Origin of the sequence: Micromonospora sp. ALFpr18c (assembly GCF_008868155.1) — a bacterium.
Classification (GTDB): domain Bacteria; phylum Actinomycetota; class Actinomycetes; order Mycobacteriales; family Micromonosporaceae; genus Micromonospora.
Map to the genome: position 1 here is coordinate 1 of NZ_WBKR01000023.1, position 23209 is coordinate 23209.

Consider the following 23209-nt stretch of genomic DNA (forward strand, 5'->3'; position numbering starts at 1 on the left):
TGGGCGGCGGGGTGCCGCCGAAGACGCTGGCCTCCCGGGCGGTCTGCCGGATGCCGTTGGCGCCGTTGAAGAGCCGCTGACCCCAGGTGGTCAGGCTGGCCGGGTTGAAGGAGGTGGCCAGGTCGAGATACTCGACGCCGCCGCCGTTGCCGCTCCACGACCAGCCCAGCCAGCCGATCCCGTTGGCCTGGCTGTAGGCGAGGATGGTGTCCTCGTCCGGGTCGCCGTCGGAGTGGTTGAAACCGAACTCACCGACCACGATGGGCAGCCTCGCGGCACGGAAGCGGCCCAAATAATCGCTGATCTCCGCGGCGGTGTCGAACACCCCGTACATGTGGATGGAGAAGACCGTGTTGCGGGCCGGATCGGCGGCGAAGACCGAGGCGGCGTTGTCGCGCATCGTGAACGACCAGTCCTGACCCCAGTTGGGCGCATCCACCATGATCGTGTGTGTCAGCCCGGCGGTGCGCAGCCGTTTGATCGCGGCGGAGTTGTCGGTGGTCCACGTACCGTAGTTCTGGTTGCCGTACGGCTCGTTGCCGATGTTGACGATGACGTACTTCTCCTGGCCGGCGAGGACGTCGGCCAGACTGATCCAGTAGTCGACCGCCCGGGCGAGGGTGATCGCGCCGCTCTGCTCGCCGTACCCCGTGGTGTCGTGCACCTCGAGCACGCAGATCAACCGGTTGGCCTTGCACAGCGAGATGACGTTCGCGACGTCGGCGTTGGTGTTGCGGGTCCACCGGTCGCCGCTGGAGAGCACCACCCGTACGGTGTTCGCGCCGAGCGCCTTCACGTCGGCGAACGAGCCGGTCTGCTGCGGATACCAGGTGTGCGCGTGGTTGACCCCGCGCATGATGAATTCGGTGCCGTTGGCGTCGTACAACCTGCCGTCGGCGACGGTGAAACCAGCCGCGGCGCGCGCCGGCTGGCCGAACGCCAGCACCGCGACGAGCAGCGCGAGCAGCGCCGCGCCAGCGGCGGAAAGACGAGTCTTCATGGCCTTCCTCAGGGAGGACCCCCGGTGCCCGACAGGGGTGGGACGTGACAGGGGAAGGACGGCTGCAGCCCGGCAGCCGCCACCCGGCTCCCGATGGCGCAGGCATCAGCGTAGGACGATGGATTGATCGGCGCAACCGGTTCAGTGGCTGCACGGGGGCCGCAGACAGCCGTGACGGCCCACGCGAACGCGGGCCGTCACGGGGCGGTCATCCCCACCACAGGATGTGCGCCACAACCGGGTCTTAACCGGTTAAGAGCGACGGTAGGCAGGTCGCCGTCATCCGTCAAGCACCGCCGGCCGCGAACCGGACGGGAGGGTTGACGGCGGCCAGCCTGGGTATCTCGGGAACGATCCGTCGGTGGAAGGGAAACCAGGATGGTCAGCGTCGGCTACACCCTGATGTGCGAACAGGCCGGTCCCAAGCAGTTGGTCGACCACGCGGTCCGGGCCGAGGCGGCCGGCTTCGACCAGCTGGTGATGTCCGACCACTACTACCCCTGGCTGGACTCCCAGGGCCACTCCCCGTACGCCTGGTCGGTGCTCGGCGCGGTCGCGCACGCCACCTCCGGCGCCGAGCTGATGTCGTTCGTGACCTGCCCGATCCGCCGCTACCACCCGGCCGTGGTCGCGCAGAAGGCCAGCACGGTCGGGGCGCTCTCCGACGGCCGCTTCACCCTCGGCCTCGGCGCGGGTGAGAACCTCAACGAGCACGTCGTCGGCGGCTGGCCGCACGTGCAGCAGCGGCACGAGATGTTCGAGGAGGCGTTGCAGATCATCCGGCCGCTGCTCAACGGCGAGACGTTGACCTTCTCCGGCAACCACTTCGACGTGCCCGACGCCTACGTCTGGGACCGCCCCGAGCGGCCGGTGCCGATGGCCGTCGCGGCTTCCGGTCGGCAGTCCGCGACGCTGGCCGCCGAGTACGGCAACGGCATCATCTCCACCGAGCCCGACCGACGCATCATCGAGATGTACGACGACGCCGGTGGCGCTGGTCAACCCCGCTACGGCCAGGTGGCCATCTGCTACGGCCCGGACGAGGCGGAGTGCCGCAAGATCGTGCACGACCAGTTCCGCTGGTTCGGGCTGGGCTGGAAGGTCAACGCCGACCTGCCCGGCCCGGAGTCCTTTGCCGCCGCCACCCAGTTCGTTCGCGAGGACGACGTCGCCGAGGGCATCCCCTGCGGCCCGGACGTGGACGCGCACGTCGAGGCGTTCCGCAGGTTCGTCGACGCCGGCTTCACCCACGTGGCGATCGTCCAGGTCGGTGGGGAGACCCAGCCGATGTTCCTGGACTGGGCGCAGGAGCAACTGCTGCCCCGGCTGCGGCAACTGTGAACGCACTCACGGACAGGTGAACGTCATGCGCTTCGGCAACACGGAGATCCGCCCGCTCGGCGGTGGCCTCGGCTGCCTCCTGATGATCCTCTTCTCGATCGTGGCCTCGGTCGTGCTCACCGTCCTGCTCAACCTCGTGCTCTGAGCCGGGGTCAGCGGGCGGTCAGATCCAGCTCGGTGAGCAACGGATAGTGGTCGGAGGCCGTGTCCGCCGCTCCGCCACGGATCACCCGGCAGTCGCGGACCCGCTGCGCCACCGCGGGGGTGGCGAGCAGATAGTCCAGCCGCATCCCGGCGAACTCGGCCCCGCCGAACCGGGTGGGCACGGTGAGTCCGTCGGCCTCCGGTGCTCCGCTGTTGGACGACGGCCAGAGGTCGACCAGGCCGGCGGCGAGCAACCGGGCGATCGCGCGGGTGTCCACGCCGCCACCGGCCCGGCGCAGGTGCCGCCGCCGGTAGAGGGTGGGCAGCCCGGCCAGCCGCTCGGTGTGGTCGACGGTCGGGTCGAGCGAGTTGAGGTCACCGGCGACCAGCGTCAGCGCCCCGGGCGCGCGTCGCACCGCGGCGGCCAGCCAGTCGACCTCCATCCGCCGCCGACCCCCGGAGTACGGGTAGAGGTGGGTGCCGAGCACGGTGAGCGGGCCGTCCGAGGTGTCCACCACGACCCGGGCGGCGGCGTGGTGGAACGGCCGGCGCAGCGACCCCGCCTCGATGACCTGGTACGGCGGTCGGACCAGCACCGCCACCGGCTGCCCGAAGCAGGACCGGGCCAGGTGGGGGCTCATCCCCACCCGGCCCGCCACCTCGGCCATCAGCCCGCCGCGGTCGAAGCCGCGCAGCTCCTGCAGGGCCAGCACGTCCGGCGCCTGCTCGGCGACGACCTCGACCACCTGATCCAGCCGCTCCGAGCCGCCACGGTCGCGGCCGCCGGTACGGATGTTCCAGGTCATCACCCGCAGCACGGTGCGTCGCTCAGTCGGCCCGGCCGGCCCGCGCCAGCTCGTCGTCGAGGGTGTCCACGTCCTCCGACTCGATGGCCGGCTGGTTGCCCTCCTTGAGGTCGGCGTTCGGACGGATGATCAGGTAGAGCAGACCGATCCACAGCGCGGAGAGCAGGATCGCGCCCATGAAGTCCGTCGGGTGGTGCATCCCCCGGTACATGCGGGACGTGGCGACACCGACCGGCATGATCACGGCCAGCGCCACGAAGATCCAACGCCACCACCGGTCGGTACGCGGGAACACGATGAGGGTGATCGCCAGCCAGACGCAGATCGTCGCCGCGATGTGCCCGGACGGGAACGACGAGGTGGGCATCTGCCCGTCCAGGTTCTCCACCGGCGGGCGCGGCCGGTCGACCGCCCGCGCCGAGACGAGGAAGAGGGTCAGCTCACCGACCATCGCCAGCGCCACGAACAGCACCGGCCGCCAGCGCCGCCACACCGCCAGCACCAGCGGGCAGAACACCAGCGAGATGATCAGGATGGCGTGGGTGTCGCCGAACTTGCTCCACCACCAGCTCACCTCGGTCAGCACCTCGGTGTGCCGCTCGGCGAACCAGCGCGGCACCTCCGTGTCGAGGGTGGCGAAGAAGGTGCCCTTGGCGTGGTAGCTGACGTACATGCCGAAGCCGTACAGCGCACCGAACACGAGAACCCAGCCGACCAGCAGCTCGGCCACCGCCGAGCGGGGGTGGGCCAGCACGTGTTCCTCGGCCGGGGCGGGGGCGATGTCGTACCCTGCCTCCGGCTCCAGGCCCTCGCTCAGCGGCGGCACCGGCCGACCCCGCTCGCGCCGCCACAGCCGGAAGGCGTACGCGGTGACGCCCAGCCAGGCCGCGCCGAGCAGCCAACCGGCGAGCACGTCGGAGATGAAGTGCACGCCCAGCGCGATCCGGGTCAGGCCGATCAGCGCCACCAGCACGCCGACGCCGACGATCGCCGGCTTTCGCCAGCGTGGTGCCATCGCCGGGAGGAACACCAGCAGCAGCGCCCCGTACGCGACGAACGAGCCGAGCGCGTGCCCGCTGGGGAAGCTGTTGCCGGGCGCGCTGGCGATCGGCACGTCCACGACCGGGCGGAGCCGGCCGACCAGCGTCTTGAGCGACGGGTCGAGGATCAGCCCACCGACCCCGGTGATGATCAGGTAGACGGCCAGTCGGGGCTGCCGCCGGATCAGCAGCCCGACGACGGCGATGGTGACCAGCCAGATGAGGATCGGCCGGCCGCCCAGATCGGTCACCGCCTGGAGCACGGTGACGAGTGCGTGGTGCGGGGCGACGAGCCCGTTGAACCATTCGGCGACCGCGTGGTCGGCGTCCTGCAGCGGGCTCCACCGCACCCGGACGAGCAGCAACAGCAGCCCGAAGGCCACCCCGGCGCCGGTGACGGCCACCAGACCAGCGATGCTCCGTTCGGCGAAATGACCGATCGGACGCCGCGCCACCTCTTTGACCGCGGTCACCCCGCACCTCCCTTGTCGGCTCTGGCGAGGCGCAGTACCCGATCCGCGTCGCGCGTACACGCGACACGCCGCTACAGCGCGGTCATGTCCCCGGTGTCGAGCAGTTCGACGCGGTCGGCGTCGGGCTCCCACAGGTCCGGTTGGGCGGGCTCCTGCACGCCGATGCGCAGCGCCTCCAGCTGGGCGGCGAAGGCCAGCCCACCGAAGAGGGCCATGCCGGTCAGGTTGGCCCAGAGCAGCAGCGCCATCATGCCGGTCAGCGCGCCGTAGGTCTGCCCGAAGCCGTCGCTGAACCGCACGTACGCGGCGAGCAGGAGGCTGGCCAGCCACCACAGGACGGTGGCGATGCCCGCGCCGAACAGCAGCCAGGACAGGCCGGGTTGCCGGCGGCGGGGCGCGTGCCGGAACAGCACGGCCACGGCGAGCACGGTCAGCCCGAGGCTCAGCGGGAGGCGGATCACGTCCCAGACGCCGTGGGCGACGTCGCCCCACTCGTAGTGCTTGCGCACCGAGTCGCCCATCGCGCCGCCGCCGACGAGGATGAGGAAGCCGGCGAGCGCGGGCAGGCCGGCGGTGACGGCCAGCACGGCGGCACGCAGGTACTTCCACAAGGCGGGGCGGTCGCGTTCGACGCCGTAGATGCGGTTGGCGCCCCGCTCGATCTGGGCCATCGTGGTGGTCAGCGCGACCAGGCCGGTGAGCAGACCGAGGGTGAGTGCCAGCTCCCCCGCGTCCTCGACGCGTTCGCCCTCGCCGAGCAGCTCGGCGACGACCTGCGCGCTCTGGCCGGGGGTGAGCGCCAGCACGGTGTCGGCGACCACCTGGCCGCCCTCCTCGACACCCAGCTCGCTGATCAGGCCGGTGAGGGCGATCAGGAACGGCACCACGGCGAGGCAGAGTTGCAGCGCGAACGCCCGGGCGTGGCTGAAGCCGTCGCCGTAGCGGAACCGGATGAAGGCGTCGCGCAGCAGGTGCCAGCCGCCCTGCCGGCGCAGTGTGTGCCAGGCGTCGTCGGCGGACAGCTCGGCGTCGGCCATCAGCCGGGTCTCCGGCACGATGCGGGTGCTACTCACGGCGCGCTTCCTCGATCAGCTGCTCGCCCCGCTCCCCGGCGCCCTGCGCGTCGACGGCCAGGTCGGGGGCGCCCTCGGGCTGGGGGACGCACAGCCACAGCGCCTGCGGTCGGATGTCCGCCCGCAGCTGCCGGCCCGGGGAGATGAGGTCACCGTCGAGCTCCCGCGGCTGATCCCGGTTGCTGGTGACGACCACCTTTCGGCCGCGGAACACCTCCATCTTCGGCACCTGGCCGCTGCGGCGGACCAACGCCCAGCCGAGCGCGAGCCAGTGCCGCAGGTTGCGCGGGGTGAGCACCGCGACGTCGAGCCAGCCGTCGTCCGGCTCGGCCTCGGTCAGCAGGGTCACGCCGCCCTGGAGGCGGCCCACGTTGGCGATCAGGACGGAGCGGGCGCGGCGGCGCACCGGTGGCCGGTCGTCGATGCGGATCTGCACCCGCATCGGCCGGTCGCGTAGGTGCCGGGCGGCGCCCACCACGTACGCGGGCCAGCCGATACGGGCCTTGGTGGTCTCGTTGGTGGCCTCGAGCATCTGGGCGTCGAAGCCCATGCCGGCCATGACGGTGAAGTAATTGTGCTCGACGGCGCCGACGTCGAGCAGCCGCCGCCCTCGCTCGATGGCGACCTGCAGGCCGGCGGCCAGGTCGGTGGAGAGCCCCAGGTTGGCGGCGAGCAGGTTGCCGGTACCCTGTGGCAGCACGGCGAGGGCCACGTCGGTGCCGACCAGCCCGCTGACGCAGGACATCACGGTGCCGTCCCCGCCGCAGGCGAAGACCAGGTCGACGCCGTCCTTGACGGCCTGCTCGGTCTGGCCGCGGCCCGGGTCCTCGGCGGTCGTCTCGTACCACTGCGGCGCCGGCCAGCCGGCCGCCGTCAGGGCGCCGTCGACGGTGCGTCGCAGCTCGTCGAGATCGTCGACCTTCACCGGGTTGACCACCACGGCGGAGCGCAGCCCACCGTCGCCGCCGGCGGGCCGTCTGTCCTGTCCAGCATCCACGGCGCCAGTGTGCAGCACCCGGCCGGCTTCAGCGACCCGATGACCGGCCGGCGTCGGAAGTGCCACAGACAGGTTTCAACGCGTGGGCGCCCGTCACGCGGCGGTCCGCAGCGCGGTCTCCACCCGTCGGCGCAGATCGTCGAGGTCGACACCGGACTCGGTGAGCACCTGCGCGCCCAGCCCGTTGCCCTCGCGGAGCACGCCCAGCAGGATGTGCTCGGTGCCGATGTGCTTGTGACGCAGGCGCAACGCCTCCCGCAGGGACAGCTCCAGGGCCTTCTTGGACCGGGGTGAGAAGGGGCCGCCGAGGTACCGCTTGCGACCCCAGCGGCGGCGCGGCGCCGGCACGGCCTCGCGGAGCGCGTCCGGGCCGAAGGACTGTTCGATGCGGGCCACGATCGCGGCCAGGTCGATGCCGATCTCCCGCAGGGCGGCCGCGTCCGCGTCGCCGAGGCCGGCGCCACCGCTGGCGGTGTGCCGGCGGACCCGCTCGCGCAGGTCGTCGGCGCGCACCCCGGCGTCGCTCAGCACGCGGCTGGCCAGGCCGGCCTCGTCGTCGAGCAGGGCGAGCAGCAGGTGCTCGGTGCCGACGGGGCGTTGCCCCTCGACCCGCGCCTCCTCCAGTGCCCGCCGCACCACGCCACGCGCCCGGTCGGTGAATCGTTCGAACATCACGCCTCCCAGGATGAGTTGACCGCCGGTCGCCCGGCGTGCTTCTTGTGCACTGCCTGCCGACTGACTTCGAGCACGTCGGCGATCTCCTGCCAGGACCAGCCCTGTCGGCGGGCGTTGTCCACCTGGACGACCTCGAGCCGCTCGAGCAGCCGGCGCAGCGCGCGGACGGCGCGCAGCCCGACCCGGGGGTCGGTGCTGCCGGCTGCCGCCGCGAGTTCCGTTGCCTGACTCATGCCGTCAACATACGTTGACAGCGGCGCTCTGTCAACCTTTGTTGACGACAGCCCGGGGCTTGACAACCTGACAAACAATGCAATTATTGTCAGCATGTCGCACGACCGGCTGGACCTGATCCTCGCCGCCGCCTACGAGTGCTTCACCCGGCACGGCGTACGCCGGACCACCATGGACGACATCGCGGCCACCGCGGGCATGTCGCGCCCGGCCGTCTACCAGTACGTCCGCAACAAGGACGACGCCTACCGGCGGCTCGCCGAACGGATCTTCACCAGCTCGATCGCCGAGGCGCGCACCGCCGCCACCGACCCCGGCGCGTCGACCGAACAGCGCCTGCACGCGGTGCTCGACGCCAAACTGGAGCTGACCCTGAGGCTGCACCGGGAAAGCCGGCACGCCGCCGAACTGCTCGACGCCAGCACCAAGCTCAGCGGCGACCTCGTCGAGGCGTACACCCGGGAGTTGACCGACCTGGTGACCGGCGCCCTCGCCGACGCCGCCGGGCCACGGGCCCGCGTCGTCGCCGAGGTGCTGGTCGCGCTCACCCGCGGCCTGGAAGCCGACCTCACCGACCCTGACCTGCCCCGGCAGCGGCTGCGCGACGGCGTCGCGCTGATCGTCGCCGGGCTGCCCATCGCACCGGGAGACCCATCATGACCACAGTCCTCATCACCGGCACCTCCTCCGGCATCGGCCGGGCCACCGCGCGTCGGCTGGCTCGGCGCCCGGAGCTGACCGTCTACGCCACGGCCCGCAAGGTGGAGGCGATCGCCGACCTGGCCGAGGCCGGCGCCCGACTGCTCCCGCTCGACGTCACCGACGAGACGTCGATGCGCGCCGCCGTCACCGCGATCGAGGCCGAGCACGGTCAGGTCGACGTGCTGATCAACAACGCCGGCTACGGCGAGTACGGCCCGATCGAGGAGGCACCGATGGACCGGGTGCGGGCACAGTTCGAGACCAACGTCTTCGGCCTCAGCCGTCTCACCCAGTTGGTGCTGCCCGGGATGCGCCGGGCCGGTCGCGGCCGGATCGTCAACGTCAGCTCGATGGGCGGGCGGCTGGTCTTCCCCGGCGGCGGCTACTACCACGCCAGCAAGTACGCCGTGGAGGCCATCTCCGACGCCCTGCGGCAGGAGGTGCGCCCCTTCGGCATCGGCGTGGCGATCGTGGAGCCGGGGCTGATCCGTACCGGCTTCGGCGCGGTGGCCGCCGAATCGCTCGGCGCGGACACCGCGGCCTCCGGGCCGTACCGGTCGATGGTCGCCGCCGTGGACCGGGTGATGGCGTCGTCGTACGACAACCGGCTGCTGGCCGCCACCCCGGACACGGTGGCCCGGGTGATCGAGCGGGCGGTGACCGCCCGTCGTCCGCGCACCCGCTACGTGGTGACCGCCGCGGCGCGGGCGATGGTGCACACCCGGCGACTCTTCGGCGCCCGGCTCTTCGACGCGGTCAACCGGCTCCAGTTCCGCTGACCCCTCGCCGTCGACGGCGGCGCGGCCTGATCCGGCCCGCCGCCGCGACCACGCGACTACCCTCGGTCAGGGACAGCGCGGTCGTGCCGGGCGCGACGCCCGGGAGGTGATATCGGATGGCGGCATCCGCCGACGCGGAGGTGCTGGTCGGCCTCGGCTCGGACCGCGACCTCCCGGTCGTCGAGCAGGCCGCACGGGAGGCCGCCGGGCAGGGCCGCCCGCTGCACCTGCTGCACACCTTCGACTGGCACGCCGCCTTCGCCGCGGACACCGTCGCCGCACCCCGGGACGCGGCCGAGCAGCTGATCACCCAGGCCGCCCAGCTCGCCCACCAGACCGAACCGGGGCTCACCGTCCGCGGCGAGATCGTCGAGGGCGCGATGCTGCCCACCCTCATCCGCCGCTCGGAGTCGGCCTACCTGTTGGCGGTCGGCGACAGCGGTATGGCCGGCAGCGGCCAGTGCGTCCCGGCCGAGACACCGGCCGTGCAGTTGGCCGCCCGCGCCGGATGCCCGCTGCTGGTGGTCCGCAGCGAGCCGCCGCCGCAGGGGCCGGTGCTGGTCGGCGTGGACGGCTCCCCCAGCTCACACCTCGCCCTGCGGTGGGCGGTGGACTGCGCGTCCCGACGCGACGCCCGCCTGCTGGCGCTGCGGGTGGTGGAGAGCGACGAGGACACCGACGCGGTCACCGAGCAGCTCGGCGAGGCCCTGGCACACCATGTCGGCCAGCAGACCAGGGTGCCCTCCGAGTGTCGCGCCGTACGCGGCGACCCCGGTCAGGTGCTCGTCGACACGTCACGCTCGGCGCAGGTGGCACTGGTCGCCGCCCGCGGCGACGAACCGGGCCGGGCCATGCTCGGCTCGGTCGCCCAGTCCCTGCTCTACCACTCACCGGCCCCGGTGATCATCGTCCGCGGCCTGGCCGAGATGCCGCTGACCGGGCCCGACGCCCGCCCGGGGCGGGACCAACGGCCCTGACCCCGGGGCACCGCCAGCGGCGAGGCTGGACGCCGGACGCCCCCTACCCGCGAGAGGCAGCATCATGGACACCGCTCTCGACGTGCACCGCGCACTCACCGATGACGAGCTGCGCCGGCTGGACGCCTACTGGCGCGCCGCGAACTATCTCACCGTCGGGCAGATCTACCTGCTGGACAACCCCCTGCTGCGCGAGCCGCTGACCGCCGACGACATCAAGCCGCGGCTGCTCGGGCACTGGGGCACCAGCCCCGGGCTCAACCTGATCTACGCCCACCTCAACCGGGTGATCGTCGCGCGGGACCTGAACGCCATGCTGGTCACCGGCCCCGGGCACGGCGGCCCGGCCATCGTGGCGAACACCTGGCTGGAGGGCACCTGGTCGGAGCGCTACCACGACGTGGCGCGCGACGAGGCCGGGATGGCCCGGCTGTTCCGGCAGTTCTCGTTCCCCGGCGGCATCCCCAGCCACGTCGCGGCGGACGTGCCGGGTTCGATCCACGAGGGCGGTGAGCTGGGGTACGCGTTGAGCCACGCGTACGGCGCCGCGTTCGACCACCCGGACCTGGTGGTGGCCTGTGTGATCGGCGACGGCGAGGCGGAGACCGGCCCGCTGGCCGGCAGTTGGCTGTCCGACGTGTTCCTCAACCCGGCCCGCGACGGCGCGGTGCTGCCCATCCTGCACCTCAACGGCTACAAGATCGCGAACCCGACGGTGCTGTCCCGAATCCCCGAGACGGACCTGCTCGAGCTGATGCGCGGCTCGGGCTACCAGCCGTACGTGGTGGCCGGCGACGATCCGGCCCAGGTGCACCGCACGCTCGCCGCGACGATGGACCGGGCCATGGACGAGATCGCCGAGATCCAGCGTCGGGCACGCTCCGGCGGCGTCGTCGACCGGCCCCGCTGGCCGATGATCATCTTGCGGACGCCGAAGGGCTGGACCGGCCCGAGCGAGGTGGACGGCACCCAGGTGGAGGGCACCTACCGCGCCCACCAGGTGCCGCTGTCCGGGGTCCGCGACAACCCGGCACACCTGGCCGAACTGGAGCAGTGGCTGCGCAGCTACCGCCCGGAGGAACTGTTCGACGCCACCGGCGCGCCAGTCGACGAGCTGCGGACCCTGCCACCGCGCGGCGACCGGCGGATGAGCGCCAACCCGGTCACCAACGGCGGAGTGGTGCTGCGCGACCTGACCCTGCCCGACTTCCGCGACTACCGCGTGGACGTCCCCGAGCCGGGCCAACCGATGGCCGGGGCGACCGGGGTGCTGGGCCCGTGGATCCGCGACGTCATCGCCGCCAACCCGCAGACGTTCCGGCTGTTCGGGCCCGACGAGGTCGCCTCCAACCGGTTGGGCGCCGCCTTCGAGGTGACCGACCGGGCCTGGGTGGCCGCCACGGTGCCCGGCGACGACCACCTGTCCCCCGACGGCCGGGTGATGGAGGTGCTCTCCGAGCACCTGTGCCAGGGATGGCTGGAGGGCTACCTGCTGACCGGCCGGCACGGCGTGTTCACCAGCTACGAGGCGTTCATCCACATCGTCGACTCGATGGTCAACCAGCACGCCAAGTGGCTGAAGGTGACCCGGTCCATCCCGTGGCGGCAGCCGATCGCCTCGCTGAACTACCTGCTGTCCAGCCACGTCTGGCGCCAGGACCACAACGGTTTCTCCCACCAGGACCCCGGCTTCATCGACCACGTGGTCAACAAGAAGGCCGAGGTGGTCCGGGTCTACCTGCCGCCGGACGCGAACACCCTGCTCGCCACGATGGACCACTGCCTGCGCAGCCGGCACTACATCAACGTGGTGGTCGCCGGGAAGCAGCCGTCGCCGAACTGGCTGACGATGGACGAGGCCATCCAGCACACCCGGCGCGGCCTGGGCATCTGGGAGTGGGCCAGCAGCGACGCGGGCACCGAGCCGGACGTCGTGCTCGCCTGCTGCGGTGACGTGCCCACCCTGGAGACCCTCGCCGCCGTGGAACTGCTGCGCCAGCACCTCCCGGAGCTGAAGGTGCGGCTGGTCAACGTGGTCGACCTGATGCGGCTCCAGCCGGACACCGAGCACCCGCACGGCCTCACCGACAACGAGTTCGACACGATCTTCACCGACGACCGGCCGGTCATCTTCGCCTACCACGGGTACCCGTGGCTGATCCACCGGCTCACCTACCGCCGTACCAACCACGAGAACCTGCACGTGCGCGGCTACAAGGAGGAGGGCACCACCACCACCCCGTTCGACATGGTGATGCTCAACGACCTGGACCGCTTCCACCTGGTCATCGACGTCATCGACCGGGTGCCCGGGCTGGCCGCCCGCGCCGCGCACCTGCGCCAGCAGATGGTCGACGCCCGGCAGGCGGCCCGCGACTACACCCGCCGGTACGGCAAGGACGACCCCCGGGTCGCGGAGTGGCGCTGGATCCGCGAAACCGACCCGACGAACCCCTGAGGAGGACGACGTGCGGGACGCGGACATCCTGGTCGGCTACGACGGCTCCACCGACGCGTCGACGGCCCTGAACTGGGCGCTGGAGGAGGCCCGGCACAGCGGCCAGCCGGTGCGACTGGCGTACGTCTTCGAATGGCTGACCGTCGCCGGCTGGGTCGGCCCGGGCGTGGCGCCGGGCGTCTGGCCGGACGACACCGCCCGACGGCAGGTCGAGGACCTGGTCCGCAAGGCCGCCGGGGACGCCGCAGCCGCGAATCCTGGCCTGACGGTCACCGGCGAGGTCTACGACGGGCCGCCGGCCCTGGTGTTGCAGGAACGCTCGGCCGAGGCCGGGATGCTGGTGCTCGGCAGCCGGGGCCACGGCGGGTTCGGCGGCCTGCTGGCCGGGTCGACGGCCGTGGCGGTCGCCGCGCACGCCCACTGTCCGGTCGTGGTAGTCCGCGACGGGGCGGTCGCCGCGACGACCGACGCGCCGCCCAGCCCGGTGACGGTCGGTGTGGACGGCTCGGAGCCGTCGCTGGTGGCGCTCGGCTTCGCGGCGGAACGGGCGGCGCAGCGGCAGGTGCCGCTGCGCGTCCTGCACGCCTGGACGCCGGGCCCCAACGCTGAGGCCGGGGTGCCCGATGAGCGGGCCTCGGTGGAGGAGGCGCTGGAGCCGTGGCGGCGCACGTTCACGGAGCTGAGCATCAGCGTCGACCTGGTGGCGGGCAGCCCGGCCGCGATGCTGATCGAGGCGAGCCGCGCCGCGCGGCTGGTGGTGGTCGGCACCCGGGGCCGGGGTGGGTTGGCCGGCATGCTGCTCGGCTCGGTCAGCCAACAACTGATCCAGCACGCCCACTGCCCGATCGCGGTGGTCCGGGAACGCTGACGCCGGCCGCACCCTCGGGCGGGTGCGGCCGGGCGGGAGTCACGGCCGCTCGGGCACCGGGTCGGACGGGTCGAGGGAGAAGAACTCCTCCTCTTCCTGCGCCAGGTGCAGGCGGACCACGGCGTCCAGGCCGTAGAGGGTGGACAGCAGGTCGGGGACCTGATCCGGGCGCAGCCGCCCGTCGTCGGTCTGCGCGAGTTGGACGCCGAGCAGGTCGACCTGGCGGCGGATCTCCACGTGCGCCCGGCTCATCGTCGCGGTCGCCTCGCCGCCGCCCAACGGGTCGGCCAACGCGGGATAGAGCTGCCGTTCCTCGCCGGCCTCGTGCGGCAGCACCTGCTCGGTCAGCCGGCGGTGGGTCTCCCGCAGCGCCGGCAGGCACCGCGCCGAACCCGCGTCGGTGGCGACCAGGTCGGCGGTGTCGCGCAGCCCGGCCAGCACGTCGCGGACCGCCTGGTGTTCTCCGGCGAACCGGGCGAGCAGCGCCCGCGTGTGCGGCGAGACGTCCCGGCGACTCAACCCGCCGCCGAGGGCCCGCAACGCGTTGAGGATGACCAGCACGTCGATGCCCTCCTGCAGGAACGCGCCGACCACCGGCGGCAGCAGGCCGGCTGCCGCCGCGAGCATCGCCAGCACCGCCAACCCCATCCCGACGGTGGCGCTCTGCACCGCGATGCGACGGGCGTACCGGGCGATCTCCACGGCGTCGGCGAGCCGGTCCAGCCGGTCGACGGTCAGCACGGCGTCGGCCACGTCCGCCGACGCGGTCGCACCGGTCGCGCCCATCGCCACACCCACGTGCGCCTCGGCCAGCGCCGGCGCGTCGTTCACCCCGTCGCCGACCATCACGGTGACCGCCCGCTCGGCCTCCGCCCGGACCCGGGCCACCTTCTCCCTCGGCGTGCAGCGGGCGAGGACGTCGTCGACGCCGACCGCCGCGGCGACCTGCGCGGCGGTGGCCGGACGGTCCCCGGTGACCAGCACGATCCGGCGCAGCCCCGCCGCGCGCAGCCGACGCACCGTCCGGCGGGCGTCGGGGCGTACCGGATCCTCCAGCAGGATCGCGCCGAGCGGCCCGGAATCGTCGCTGACCCACACCGCCGACCAGCCGGCCAGCTCGGTGCGGGCGCGCGCCCGGTCCGCCCACGCCGGCAACTCGCCGGCGAACTGCCCGACCCGGACCAGCCGCCCGTCGACGCGGCCGCTGACCCCCCGGCCCGGCTCCTCGGTCACGTCGGCCGGCTCGGTCAGCGCCAGCCCTCGCTCGCGGGCCTGCCGGACCAGCGCGGCGGCCAGCACATGCGGGGAGAGCTGTTCCACCGACGCCGCCAACCGCAGCACCTCGTCCCGGTCGCCCCCCGGGGCGACGACCGTCTCGGCGGCACGCGGGTGGCCGGCGGTGAGCGTGCCGGTCTTGTCCACCAGCAGGGTGCGGGCCCGGCCGAGCAGCTCCAGCGAGCCACCGTCGCGGACCAGTACCCCACGCCGGGCCACCCGGGACAGCCCGGAGACGATGGCGATCGGGGTAGCCAGCAGCAGCGGGCAGGGGGTGGCGACCACCAGCACCGCCACCGCCCGGACCACGTCACCGGAGAGCAGCCACGCCAGGCCGGCCAGGACCAGGGTGAACGGTACGAACGCGGCGGCGTACCGGTCGGCCAGCCGGACCATCGGCGCCTTGCGGGCGGTCGCCTCCTCGGCCAGTCGCACGATCCCGGCGTACGTGCTCTGCGCCGCGCTCGTCGTCGCCCGCATCCCGAACCCGGCGCCGGCGTTGACCACGCCGCTGGCCACCGACTCCCCGGCCGCCCGCTGGACCAGGCGCGACTCCCCGGTCACCACCGACTCGTCCAGGGTGACCGCGACGTCGACGGTCCCGTCGACCGGCACCACGTCACCCGGCCCGACCAGTAACCGGTCCGCCACCGCCACCTGATCCAGCGGCACCACCTCGATCGCGCCGTCGCGTCCACGCCGACGGGCGGTACGTGGGGCACGCGCCAGCAGCGCCCGCAGGTCACGGGTCGCGCGACGCTGCGCGTACGACTCCAGGGACCGCCCGGTCGCCAGCATCACCGCGATCACCGCCCCGGCCAGGTACTCCCCGACCCCGAGCGCGCCGGCCAGGGCCAGCACGGCGATCACGTCCACGCCGAAGTGCCGGTGCCACAACGCCCGCAGCATCGACCAGGCGGCGGGCAGCAGCGCGGCCACCGTGACGGCCGCCCAGATCAGGTCGGCCGCGCCCGGTCGACCAGCGATCCGCAGGGCCGCGCCGACCAGCACCGCGACGCCGAGCCCGAGCAGTGGCGTCCACGCCCACCACCGCCGGACGCGGCTGCGGACCGGCCGCTCCGGTACGCACTCGGTCGGCTCGGCCCTCACCTGCGCATCGTCGCAGCCCATTGCCGTCTCCGGCCGGACACCGGCCGATTCGCCACCGGGCCGACCCGGCCGACGGGCGTAACGACCCGACGGGGTCGGGACCTGCGGCCCCTGTGCGACGGCACCGGATGCCACACGATGGTGCGGCAAGCCACGCGCGGCACCGCACCCGTGAGGCACGATGGGCAGAGACGGAAAGGTCGTGACCATGAGTCAGGAGAGCCAGCTGACCACCGCGCTGGCGGAGGCCGCCGCCACCGCCGGCCACGCGCCCTCGGTGCACAACACGCAGCCGTGGCGTTGGCGGGTGCTGCCCGACGCGCTGGAGCTGCGCACCGTCGCCGACCGGCAGCTCGCCGCCACCGATCCGGAGGGCCGGCTGCTCGCGATCAGCTGCGGCGCCGCCCTGCACCACGCCCGCCTGGCGCTGGCCGCGCAGGGATGGCGCGCCGTGGTGGAACGACTACCCGACCCGGGCGACCGCGAGTTGCTGGCCCGGCTGACCGACCTGAGCCGCGCCGACGCCGACCCGGACGCCATGCACATGGTGCAGTGCATGCAGGTCCGGCACACCGACCGGCGGCCGGTCAGCGACGAGCCGGTGCCGACCGCCGCGATCGAGCAGATCACCCGGGCGGTCACCGGCGAGGGTGGCCGCCTGCAGATCCTCGACCGTGACCAGGTGCTGGAGCTGGCCGCCACGGCCGGGCACGCCGACACGGTCGAGGCCGAGGATCCGGAGCTGCGCGCCGAACTGGCGTACTGGACGGGCCGGGCCGGCGCGGGCACCGGGCTGCCGGCGGAGGTGCTGCCCGAGCAGCCACCGCAGACCACCGTGCCGGCCCGCGACTTCGGCCGCCCCGGCAGCCTGCCGGTCGGTCCCGGTCACGACCGCGCGGCCGTGTACGCGCTGCTGCACGGCGACGAGGACGAACCGGACAGCTGGCTGCGTGCCGGTGAGGCGCTCTCCGCCGGCTGGTTGACCGCCACCCGGCTCGGTGTGTCGGTGGTGCCGCTCAGCGCCGTGGTGGAGGTGCCGGGCACCCGGGAGATCCTGCGTCAGCTGCTCGCGGGGCTCGGCTTCCCGTACCTGGTGCTGCGGTTGGGGATCGCGGACCCGGCGCATGCCGGCCCGCCGCACACCCCGCGGCTCGCCACCGAGCAGGTGGTCGACACCTCCGCGGTCCGCGGCGAGTGACGGGTCCGGCCAGGAGTTGCACCGGCGCTACCATCGCCCCGTGACGAGCAGCGTCCCGCACCCCCGTCCGGAATCGCCGGTGACCCCGTCACTCGGGCTGAGCCCCCTGTCCCGGGTCCGCCTCGACGAGCTGCTCCAGGAGATGCTGGTCCGCGTCGGCGAGGTGGTCACCAGTCGGGAGCGGCTGCGCGCCCTGCTGGACGCGGTGGTCGGCATCGGCACCAACCTGGATCTGCGCACCACCCTGCAACGCATCGTGCAGGCGGCCTGCGAGCTGGTCGGCGCCCAGTACGGGGCGCTGGGCGTGGTCGGTCCGGACCGGCTGCTGCACGACTTCATCGTGCACGGCATCACGCCCGAGCAGCACGCGCGGATCGGCGACCTGCCGCACGGGCGGGGCGTGCTCGGCCTGCTCATCGACGACCCCCGGCCGCTGCGCATGCCGGACATCACCCAGCACCCCCGCTCGTACGGGTTCCCGGCCCACCACCCGCCGATGCACAGCTTCCTGGGCGTTCCGGTGCGCATCCGCGACCAGGTGTTCGGCAACCTCTACCTGGCCGAGAAGCAGGGCGGCGCGCAGTTCACCGAGGACGACGAGGAGATCGTCGTCGCGCTCGCCGCCGCCGCCGGCGTGGCCATCGAGAACGCCCGCCTGTACGCCCTGGCGCACCGGCGGGAACGCTGGCTCGCCGCCACCGCCGAGATCACCACGGTGCTGCTCGGCGAGGTCCGCCGCACCGACGCGTTGGCGTTGGTCGCCCGCCGTGCCCGGGAGGTCGCCGAGGCCGAGCTGGCCCTGGTGCTCCTCTACGACAGCGACGCCGCGCAGTTCACCGTCGAGGTGGTCGACGGCGCCGACGAACAGGCGCGGGCGCTGGTCGGCACGGTCCTCCCGGCGGGTGACACCAGCTTCGGCGCGGCGCTCGCCGAGGGGCGGCACGACCAGGTGGACGATCTGGCGCACGCCGCGCCGTGGCCGGCGCTGCTGCACACCGGCCCGGCGATGATCTCACCACTGGCCACGGCCGAGACCCTGCACGGTGTGCTGATCGTGGCGCACCGGCCGGAGCGCGGCGGCGGCGCCAGCGAGGAGGACGTGGCCCTGCTGGGCAGCTTCGCCGGGCAGGCGGCGCTGGCCATGGAACGGGCCCGCGGCCAGGAGGAACGGGAGCTGCTGGTGGTCCTGGAGGACCGCGAGCGGATCGCCCGTGACCTGCACGACGTGGTGATCCAGCGGCTCTTCGCCACCGGCCTGCAACTGCAGAGCGCCGCGCCGATGATGACCCGCCCGGAGGTCGCCAAGCGGATCAACGCGGCCGTCGACGACCTGGACGCCACCATCCGCGACATCCGCCGGACCATCTTCGAACTGCGGACGCCGATGACCGCCGCGCTGCGCACCGAGATCCGTGAGGCGATCGAGCTGGCCGCCGAGGCGCTGGGCTTCACGCCACACCTGGAGCTGACCGGGCCGGTGGACAGCGCCGTCCCGGACGCCATCCGCCCCGACCTGACCGCCGTGCTGCGCGAGGCCCTGTCGAACGCGGTCCGCCACGCGCAGGCCGGTCGGGTCGCCGTCGCCGTCCGTGTCGACGCCGGCCAGGTGAGCGTGACGGTCACCGACGACGGGGTCGGCTGTGACCCGGCCGCCGCCCGGGGCGGCCTGGTCAACCTGCGGGAACGCGCCGACCGCCACGGCGGCACCTTCACGGTCGGCCGGGTCGAACCGCACGGCACCGAGTTGTGCTGGGCCGTGCCGCTGCGCGACTGAGCGGCGCGGGTCGGGTCAGGTGGTCTTGCCGAGCAGGCGGGTCGCCAGGACGGCGGCCTGGGTGCGGCGTTCCAGGCCCAACTTGGCCAGCACGCTGGAGACGTAGTTCTTCACCGTCTTCTCGGCGAGGAACATCTTCCCGGCGATCTCCCGGTTGGTCAGCCCCTGCGCCACGTACTCCAGGATCCGCCGTTCCTGCTCGGTGAGCGACTTCAGCTCGCGCGGCTGCTCGACGCCGTTGCGGATCCGCTCCAACACCCGGGTGGTGATGGCCGGGTCGAGCAGCGACTGCCCGGCCGCGACCCGGCGCACCGCGTCGACCAGGTCGGTGCCGCGGATCTGCTTGAGCACGTACCCGGCGGCGCCCGCCATGATCGCCGCGAACAGCGCCTCGTCGTCCTCGTAGGAGGTGAGGATGAGGCCCTTGATGGACGAGTCCACGGCGCGCACGTCGCGGCACACGTCGATGCCGTTGCCGTCGGGCAGCCGGGCGTCGAGGATCGCCACGTCGGGCCGCAACGCCGGAATGCGGCGGGCCGCCTCCTGCGCGGAGCCGGACTCGCCGACCACCTCGATGTCGCCGCTGCTCTGCAACAGGTCGGCCAGGCCACGGCGGACGACTTCGTGGTCGTCGAGGAGGAACACGCGGATCATCCCTCGTTTCTACCCGGTGCCCGCGCACCGCCGCACGGGCCGAAGGTCCCGACCACCACGGACCGACGGCCGGGGACGCCCGGTCAGGGCCGGTCGGGCCCGGCGGATCGGGACGTCCGGCCCTGCTCAGCGCCGACCCCGCGGACGGACCGTAGGGGTGCGCCGCCGTACCGGCACCACCCACCGCCGGCCCACCGGGAAAGGAGCACCGCCATGGACATCGGCTACACCGCGGCCCACCTGCGGGCCGCCGCCGTGGACGCGGTCCGGGCACCGTCGCTGCACAACACCCAGCCGTGGCGGCTGCGACTGCGTGACGGCGGAATCGAGGTGCTGGCCGACCCCACCCGCCGGCTGCCGGCGACCGACCCGAGCGGGTGGGGCGTACGGATCGCCTGCGGCGCAACCCTGTTCAACCTGCGCGTCGCGCTGGCCGTGGCCGGCGTACCGCCCCGGGGCGGGACTTCGAGCCCGAGCCACTGGTGGGCGTGCTCGGCTCGGTGGGCAACACGGCCGTGGACCAGGTGATCGCCGGGCAGGCGCTGCAACGGCTGCTGCTCACCGCCACCGACGCCGGGCTCAGCGTGTCGATGCTCTTCCAACCGATCGAGGTGCCCACCGCCCGGGAGCAGCTGCGACTGTCGCTGGGACGGTTCGGCACGCCGCAGATGGTGCTGCGGATCGGGTACGGCCAGCCGGGCCGGCCGACTCCCCGCCGCCGTGTCGACGAGGTGCTCGACCTGCCGACCGTGCCGACCTGAACGCGCCGACGGGCCCCTCAGGGGGCGGCCAAGCCGCCGACCCGGCGGCGGTCCTGCCGTGGTGGCTGCTGGGCCTGGTGAGTGTGGCGCTGCTGCCGACGGCCGTCACGGTCGTTCCTGTCGAGTCGGCCCTGCGGCGACGCGACGGCTGAGCGAGGCGCTCGGCACCGGCCGGCAACCAGCGGCTACCAGCCTCGCGTCAGATAGATGGTGGGCGATACTGGGTTTGAACCAGTGACCTCTTCCGTGTCAAGGAAGCGCGCTCCCACTGCGCCAATCGCCCGTGGTGGCCCCGTGGGACACATCGCGAGCGGACGACGGGATTCGAACCCGCGACCCTCACCTTGGCAAGGTGATGCGCTACCAGCTGCGCTACGTCCGCACGTCCCCGGCGAGCGCCGGCGACAGGGGAAACTCTACCCGATGCCAAGATCGGCGGGTTCGGCACCCTGGGCGCCGGCGATTGCACTGGTCGACGTCGGGGTACTGATGACCCGCGAGAGCGCACCACACCCCCTAATGACTTGGTGCGCGATAGCTGAGTGACCCGCGTCGGTCATGAAGGTGGCCGTGCGGGACGATCATGATTGTGACGTCAAGACCAAGCCGCACGGCCTTGTCGCGTCGTATCTTCACCGGTACCCTGCGACGCGGACTGGCCAAGCTGATTGCCGTACTGGCCAAGCTGATTGCCGTACTGACCGAGCCGTGGACCGCTCAGCAGGAGTCCCGCCTGCACGAGCGACGCGGCCGGGACCGGCTCCGAGCCGAAGGCGCCGACCCGAACCACGACCTGCCGTTCACCGACCGGGTCATCGTCACCCTGGTCGCGCTGCGTTTGCAGCTACCGCACGCCGCGCTGGCCCTGCCCTACCGGGTGGACCGGTCCACGATCACCCGAGCCGTCGGCGAGATCCGTCCGCTGCTGGCCGCCCGCGGGTTCGCCGTACCCGGCAAGCCCGGCGTACGGCTGCGGACCCTTGCCGACGTGTTCGCCTACGCCGCCGCCGAGAGCGTCGAACTACGGATCGACGGCACCGAAGTCCAGGTCCGCTGCCCGAAAGCAGGCCGACCCGGCAGGCGCGCGTTCGTCTCCGGCAAGAAGAAACAGAACACCGGCAAGGCCACCGTGATCAGCGACGGCAAGGGCCGCCTGCTGTGGTGCGGCGCGGTCCGACCCGGACGCATGCCCGACGTCACTGCCCTACGCGCCGAGGGCATCGAAGACCTTCTGCAGCAGTACCCCCAGGTGAGAGCCCAGGCCGATCGGCCCACCGCTTCGGCAGGTAGAGGCGGTGGGCCGATCGACGTGCGTCCGGCCGGACCGTCGCCCCGCAGCACTGCGGCGCTACGAATCAGATCGAGAACTGCCGGGTCGCGCCATGGCGATATCAAAACCTGCGCAGGACGCCGGCTGAAGGGTTGGGCTTGCCACGATGAGGCTGGGGCTGGGGATCCATGGCGTTCGGGGTCGCTTGTCGCGGCGCATTGACCTGTCGGTTCAAATCCGTCTGAGACGACCTCAGCGCGGCTGATGGGGCGAAAGGGCTGGATGATGGAGCAGTGGGGCGGGATCTAGCGGCGAGAGGAGGGGCAGGGAGGGCAATGGTAGAGGGCAGCAGGGGCTGAGGGTCGCGACGGGAACCCGCTTTCGGCAGAGGATGCGACCAATACCTCGGAAGGGGCCTCGGATGAATTCTAGCGACGGGAGGAGGGGCATGGAGGGCAATGGTAGAGGGCAGCAGGGGCTGAGGGCTGCCCGGAGTTTCAGGTACCACCCTGACCTCATTCACAGGGCCGGCCGATGAGGCGACCTGGCCTGGCAATGTGGGCTGACCTCCTGGCTGTGGCACGTTTTTCTCCTTCTTGCGAGGTGGATTGGCGACTCTCTTGGGTGGCAAGCGAGTCCTGCCACTCATCTGTCAAACGGACGGAATCGCCATGTGGTTCATGACCAGGGCTCCGGCTCGACCGGCTCGGCCTCGAACAACCCATCCTCACGACGCATACCGGGATCACCCGTTACCTTTTTGAAGATCACGAGACAAAGACGGATTGCCCGGTACTGAGACACGCTCCTAGCTCAGCCCGCAGTCACGCCGCTCCACCAGCCAAAAGGTGATCATGCACTCCCAGTTCACTCCCAACGTAAGGGGCACAACCAGAAAGGCTCGTTACCGGACTTCCGGTAACGAGCCTTTGACCTGTCGGTCTAGCTGGTGGGCGATACTGGGTTTGAACCAGTGACCTCTTCCGTGTCAAGGAAGCGCGCTCCCACTGCGCCAATCGCCCGTGCATAATGCCGAGGTGGGGACGGGATTTGAACCCGCGTACACGGCTTTGCAGGCCGTTGCCTCGCCTCTCGGCCACCCCACCGAGGTTGCCCCCGTCATGCGTGGCGGCAGCTCCGAGCGGACGACGGGATTCGAACCCGCGACCCTCACCTTGGCAAGGTGATGCGCTACCAGCTGCGCTACGTCCGCACGCCCCCGGTGTTCCCGGGTGACGGATGAGAACTTTAGCCGAGCCCGGGAACGACTGCCAACTCGGGGGGCGTCTCGGCGCGTCCCGGGGCATCGTCACCGAGATCGGGACCAACACCCGTGAGCTTCCTAGGGAGCTGGTCTGGTGGCGCGAACGACTCCCGACCGTCACACTCCGACACGGTTCGACCGGCCGCGCCGCGGACCGGCCGGGCACCGGTCGGCGGACGGTCCGGCCCTCCGGCGGCGAGCGCCAGACCTCGACGAACACTCTGGAAAGAACGACCGACCGCACCTCCGGGAAGTGTCCGGCTTCCGACTGTCGCATCGCGGATCAAGCGGTGGCGGTAACTGTTCGTGTTCGTTCGGATGGGCTACGGTAACGGT

Annotated in this window: 16 protein-coding genes, 5 tRNA genes and 4 pseudogenes; 10 read left to right on the forward strand and 15 right to left on the reverse strand. The window is 72.4% G+C overall.

The features are described 5' to 3' along the window. A partial coding sequence (locus F8271_RS07085; RefSeq protein ID WP_151488849.1) for a glycoside hydrolase family 5 protein occupies window positions 1-1000 on the reverse strand: 1000 nt, incomplete at its 3' end. A gap of 378 nt (window positions 1001-1378) precedes the next feature. Between F8271_RS07085 and F8271_RS07090 the strand changes: the two genes are divergently transcribed. Continuing rightward, complete coding sequence (locus F8271_RS07090) at window positions 1379-2341, forward strand: TIGR03557 family F420-dependent LLM class oxidoreductase (protein ID WP_151488850.1); 963 nt, start codon at window positions 1379-1381, stop codon at window positions 2339-2341. A gap of 152 nt (window positions 2342-2493) precedes the next feature. Here the strand turns inward: F8271_RS07090 and F8271_RS07095 are convergent, their stop codons facing one another. The 7 genes and pseudogenes from F8271_RS07095 to F8271_RS07120 all read right to left on the reverse strand — a co-directional run bounded on the left by F8271_RS07095 (window position 2494) and on the right by F8271_RS07120 (window position 7782). Further along, window positions 2494-3303: an endonuclease/exonuclease/phosphatase family protein gene (locus F8271_RS07095; protein ID WP_151488851.1), complete on the reverse strand. Its 810-nt coding sequence runs from the start codon at window positions 3301-3303 to the stop codon at window positions 2494-2496. A 10-nt stretch (window positions 3304-3313) separates the two neighbouring features. Next, a complete protein-coding gene (locus F8271_RS07100; protein ID WP_151488852.1) occupies window positions 3314-4804 on the reverse strand; it encodes a phosphatase PAP2 family protein in 1491 nt (496 codons plus the stop codon). Between the two features lie 71 nt (window positions 4805-4875). Next, the gene (locus tag F8271_RS07105; protein ID WP_151488853.1) at window positions 4876-5877 is read right to left on the reverse strand and encodes a YihY/virulence factor BrkB family protein; all 1002 of its coding nucleotides are present in this window, start codon (window positions 5875-5877) and stop codon (window positions 4876-4878) included. Next, window positions 5870-6874 carry a diacylglycerol kinase family protein gene (locus F8271_RS07110; RefSeq protein ID WP_151488854.1) on the reverse strand — a complete coding sequence of 335 codons (1005 nt, stop codon included), beginning with the start codon at window positions 6872-6874 and terminating at the stop codon, window positions 5870-5872. Before F8271_RS07110 ends, F8271_RS07105 begins: the two co-directional genes overlap by 8 nt. 120 nt (window positions 6875-6994) lie before the next feature. Further along, a pseudogene (locus F8271_RS34100) lies at window positions 6995-7174 on the reverse strand (Clp protease N-terminal domain-containing protein); the annotation flags it as partial. A gap of 189 nt (window positions 7175-7363) precedes the next feature. Beyond that, window positions 7364-7546, reverse strand: a pseudogene (locus F8271_RS34105) (Clp protease N-terminal domain-containing protein); the annotation flags it as partial. Further along, on the reverse strand, window positions 7546-7782 hold the full coding sequence (locus F8271_RS07120; protein WP_151488855.1) for a helix-turn-helix domain-containing protein: 237 nt from the start codon (window positions 7780-7782) through the stop codon (window positions 7546-7548). The gene F8271_RS07120 and the pseudogene F8271_RS34105, both read right to left, overlap by 1 nt. 94 nt (window positions 7783-7876) lie before the next feature. Here F8271_RS07120 and F8271_RS07125 point away from each other — a divergent pair, with 94 nt between their 5' ends. From F8271_RS07125 to F8271_RS07145, 5 genes are all read left to right on the forward strand, one after another. Next, a complete protein-coding gene (locus F8271_RS07125) occupies window positions 7877-8443 on the forward strand; it encodes a TetR/AcrR family transcriptional regulator (RefSeq protein ID WP_192580175.1) in 567 nt (188 codons plus the stop codon). Beyond that, window positions 8440-9264, forward strand: coding sequence for an oxidoreductase (locus F8271_RS07130; protein ID WP_151488857.1), 825 nt, complete (start codon window positions 8440-8442; stop codon window positions 9262-9264). Before F8271_RS07125 ends, F8271_RS07130 begins: the two co-directional genes overlap by 4 nt. 116 nt (window positions 9265-9380) lie before the next feature. After that, window positions 9381-10241: a universal stress protein gene (locus F8271_RS07135; RefSeq protein WP_151488858.1), complete on the forward strand. Its 861-nt coding sequence runs from the start codon at window positions 9381-9383 to the stop codon at window positions 10239-10241. 64 nt (window positions 10242-10305) lie between these two features. After that, the gene (locus F8271_RS07140; RefSeq protein ID WP_151488859.1) at window positions 10306-12699 is read left to right on the forward strand and encodes a phosphoketolase; all 2394 of its coding nucleotides are present in this window, start codon (window positions 10306-10308) and stop codon (window positions 12697-12699) included. Between the two features lie 10 nt (window positions 12700-12709). Then, the gene (locus F8271_RS07145) at window positions 12710-13567 is read left to right on the forward strand and encodes a universal stress protein (RefSeq protein ID WP_151488860.1); all 858 of its coding nucleotides are present in this window, start codon (window positions 12710-12712) and stop codon (window positions 13565-13567) included. Window positions 13568-13606: 39 nt separating this feature from the next. Here F8271_RS07145 and F8271_RS07150 read toward each other — a convergent pair whose 3' ends face one another. Next, window positions 13607-15952: a heavy metal translocating P-type ATPase gene (locus F8271_RS07150; protein ID WP_151488861.1), complete on the reverse strand. Its 2346-nt coding sequence runs from the start codon at window positions 15950-15952 to the stop codon at window positions 13607-13609. 82 nt (window positions 15953-16034) lie between these two features. On the opposite strand from F8271_RS07150, the pseudogene F8271_RS07155 reads away from it, so the two are divergent. Both F8271_RS07155 and F8271_RS07160 read left to right on the forward strand, forming a co-directional pair. Continuing rightward, window positions 16035-17150: pseudogene (locus F8271_RS07155) on the forward strand (nitroreductase); the annotation flags it as partial. 97 nt (window positions 17151-17247) lie between these two features. Further along, window positions 17248-18924 carry a GAF domain-containing sensor histidine kinase gene (locus tag F8271_RS07160; protein ID WP_151488881.1) on the forward strand — a complete coding sequence of 559 codons (1677 nt, stop codon included), beginning with the start codon at window positions 17248-17250 and terminating at the stop codon, window positions 18922-18924. Window positions 18925-18939: 15 nt separating this feature from the next. On the opposite strand, the gene F8271_RS07165 is transcribed toward F8271_RS07160, so the two are convergent. Further along, window positions 18940-19578 (reverse strand): response regulator transcription factor, encoded by a 639-nt coding sequence (locus F8271_RS07165; protein ID WP_151488863.1) that lies wholly within the window; start codon window positions 19576-19578, stop codon window positions 18940-18942. 213 nt (window positions 19579-19791) lie between these two features. Between F8271_RS07165 and F8271_RS07170 the strand changes: the two are divergent. Further along, window positions 19792-20339: pseudogene (locus F8271_RS07170) on the forward strand (hypothetical protein). A gap of 208 nt (window positions 20340-20547) precedes the next feature. On the opposite strand, the gene F8271_RS07175 reads toward F8271_RS07170, so the two are convergent. Both F8271_RS07175 and F8271_RS07180 read right to left on the reverse strand, forming a co-directional pair. Further along, window positions 20548-20622: transfer RNA gene (locus F8271_RS07175), tRNA-Val, on the reverse strand. 26 nt (window positions 20623-20648) lie between these two features. After that, window positions 20649-20721 (reverse strand) — tRNA-Gly (locus F8271_RS07180). A gap of 201 nt (window positions 20722-20922) precedes the next feature. On the opposite strand from F8271_RS07180, the gene F8271_RS07185 reads away from it, so the two are divergent. Next, complete coding sequence (locus F8271_RS07185; RefSeq protein ID WP_225854212.1) at window positions 20923-21831, forward strand: transposase; 909 nt, start codon at window positions 20923-20925, stop codon at window positions 21829-21831. 725 nt (window positions 21832-22556) lie between these two features. On the opposite strand, the gene F8271_RS07190 is transcribed toward F8271_RS07185, so the two are convergent. From F8271_RS07190 to F8271_RS07200, 3 genes are all read right to left on the reverse strand, one after another. Then, window positions 22557-22631, reverse strand: a tRNA-Val gene (locus F8271_RS07190). A gap of 13 nt (window positions 22632-22644) precedes the next feature. Further along, window positions 22645-22715 (reverse strand) — tRNA-Cys (locus F8271_RS07195). Window positions 22716-22749: 34 nt separating this feature from the next. Beyond that, window positions 22750-22822: transfer RNA gene (locus F8271_RS07200), tRNA-Gly, on the reverse strand. Between the last annotated feature and the right edge of the window lie 387 nt (window positions 22823-23209).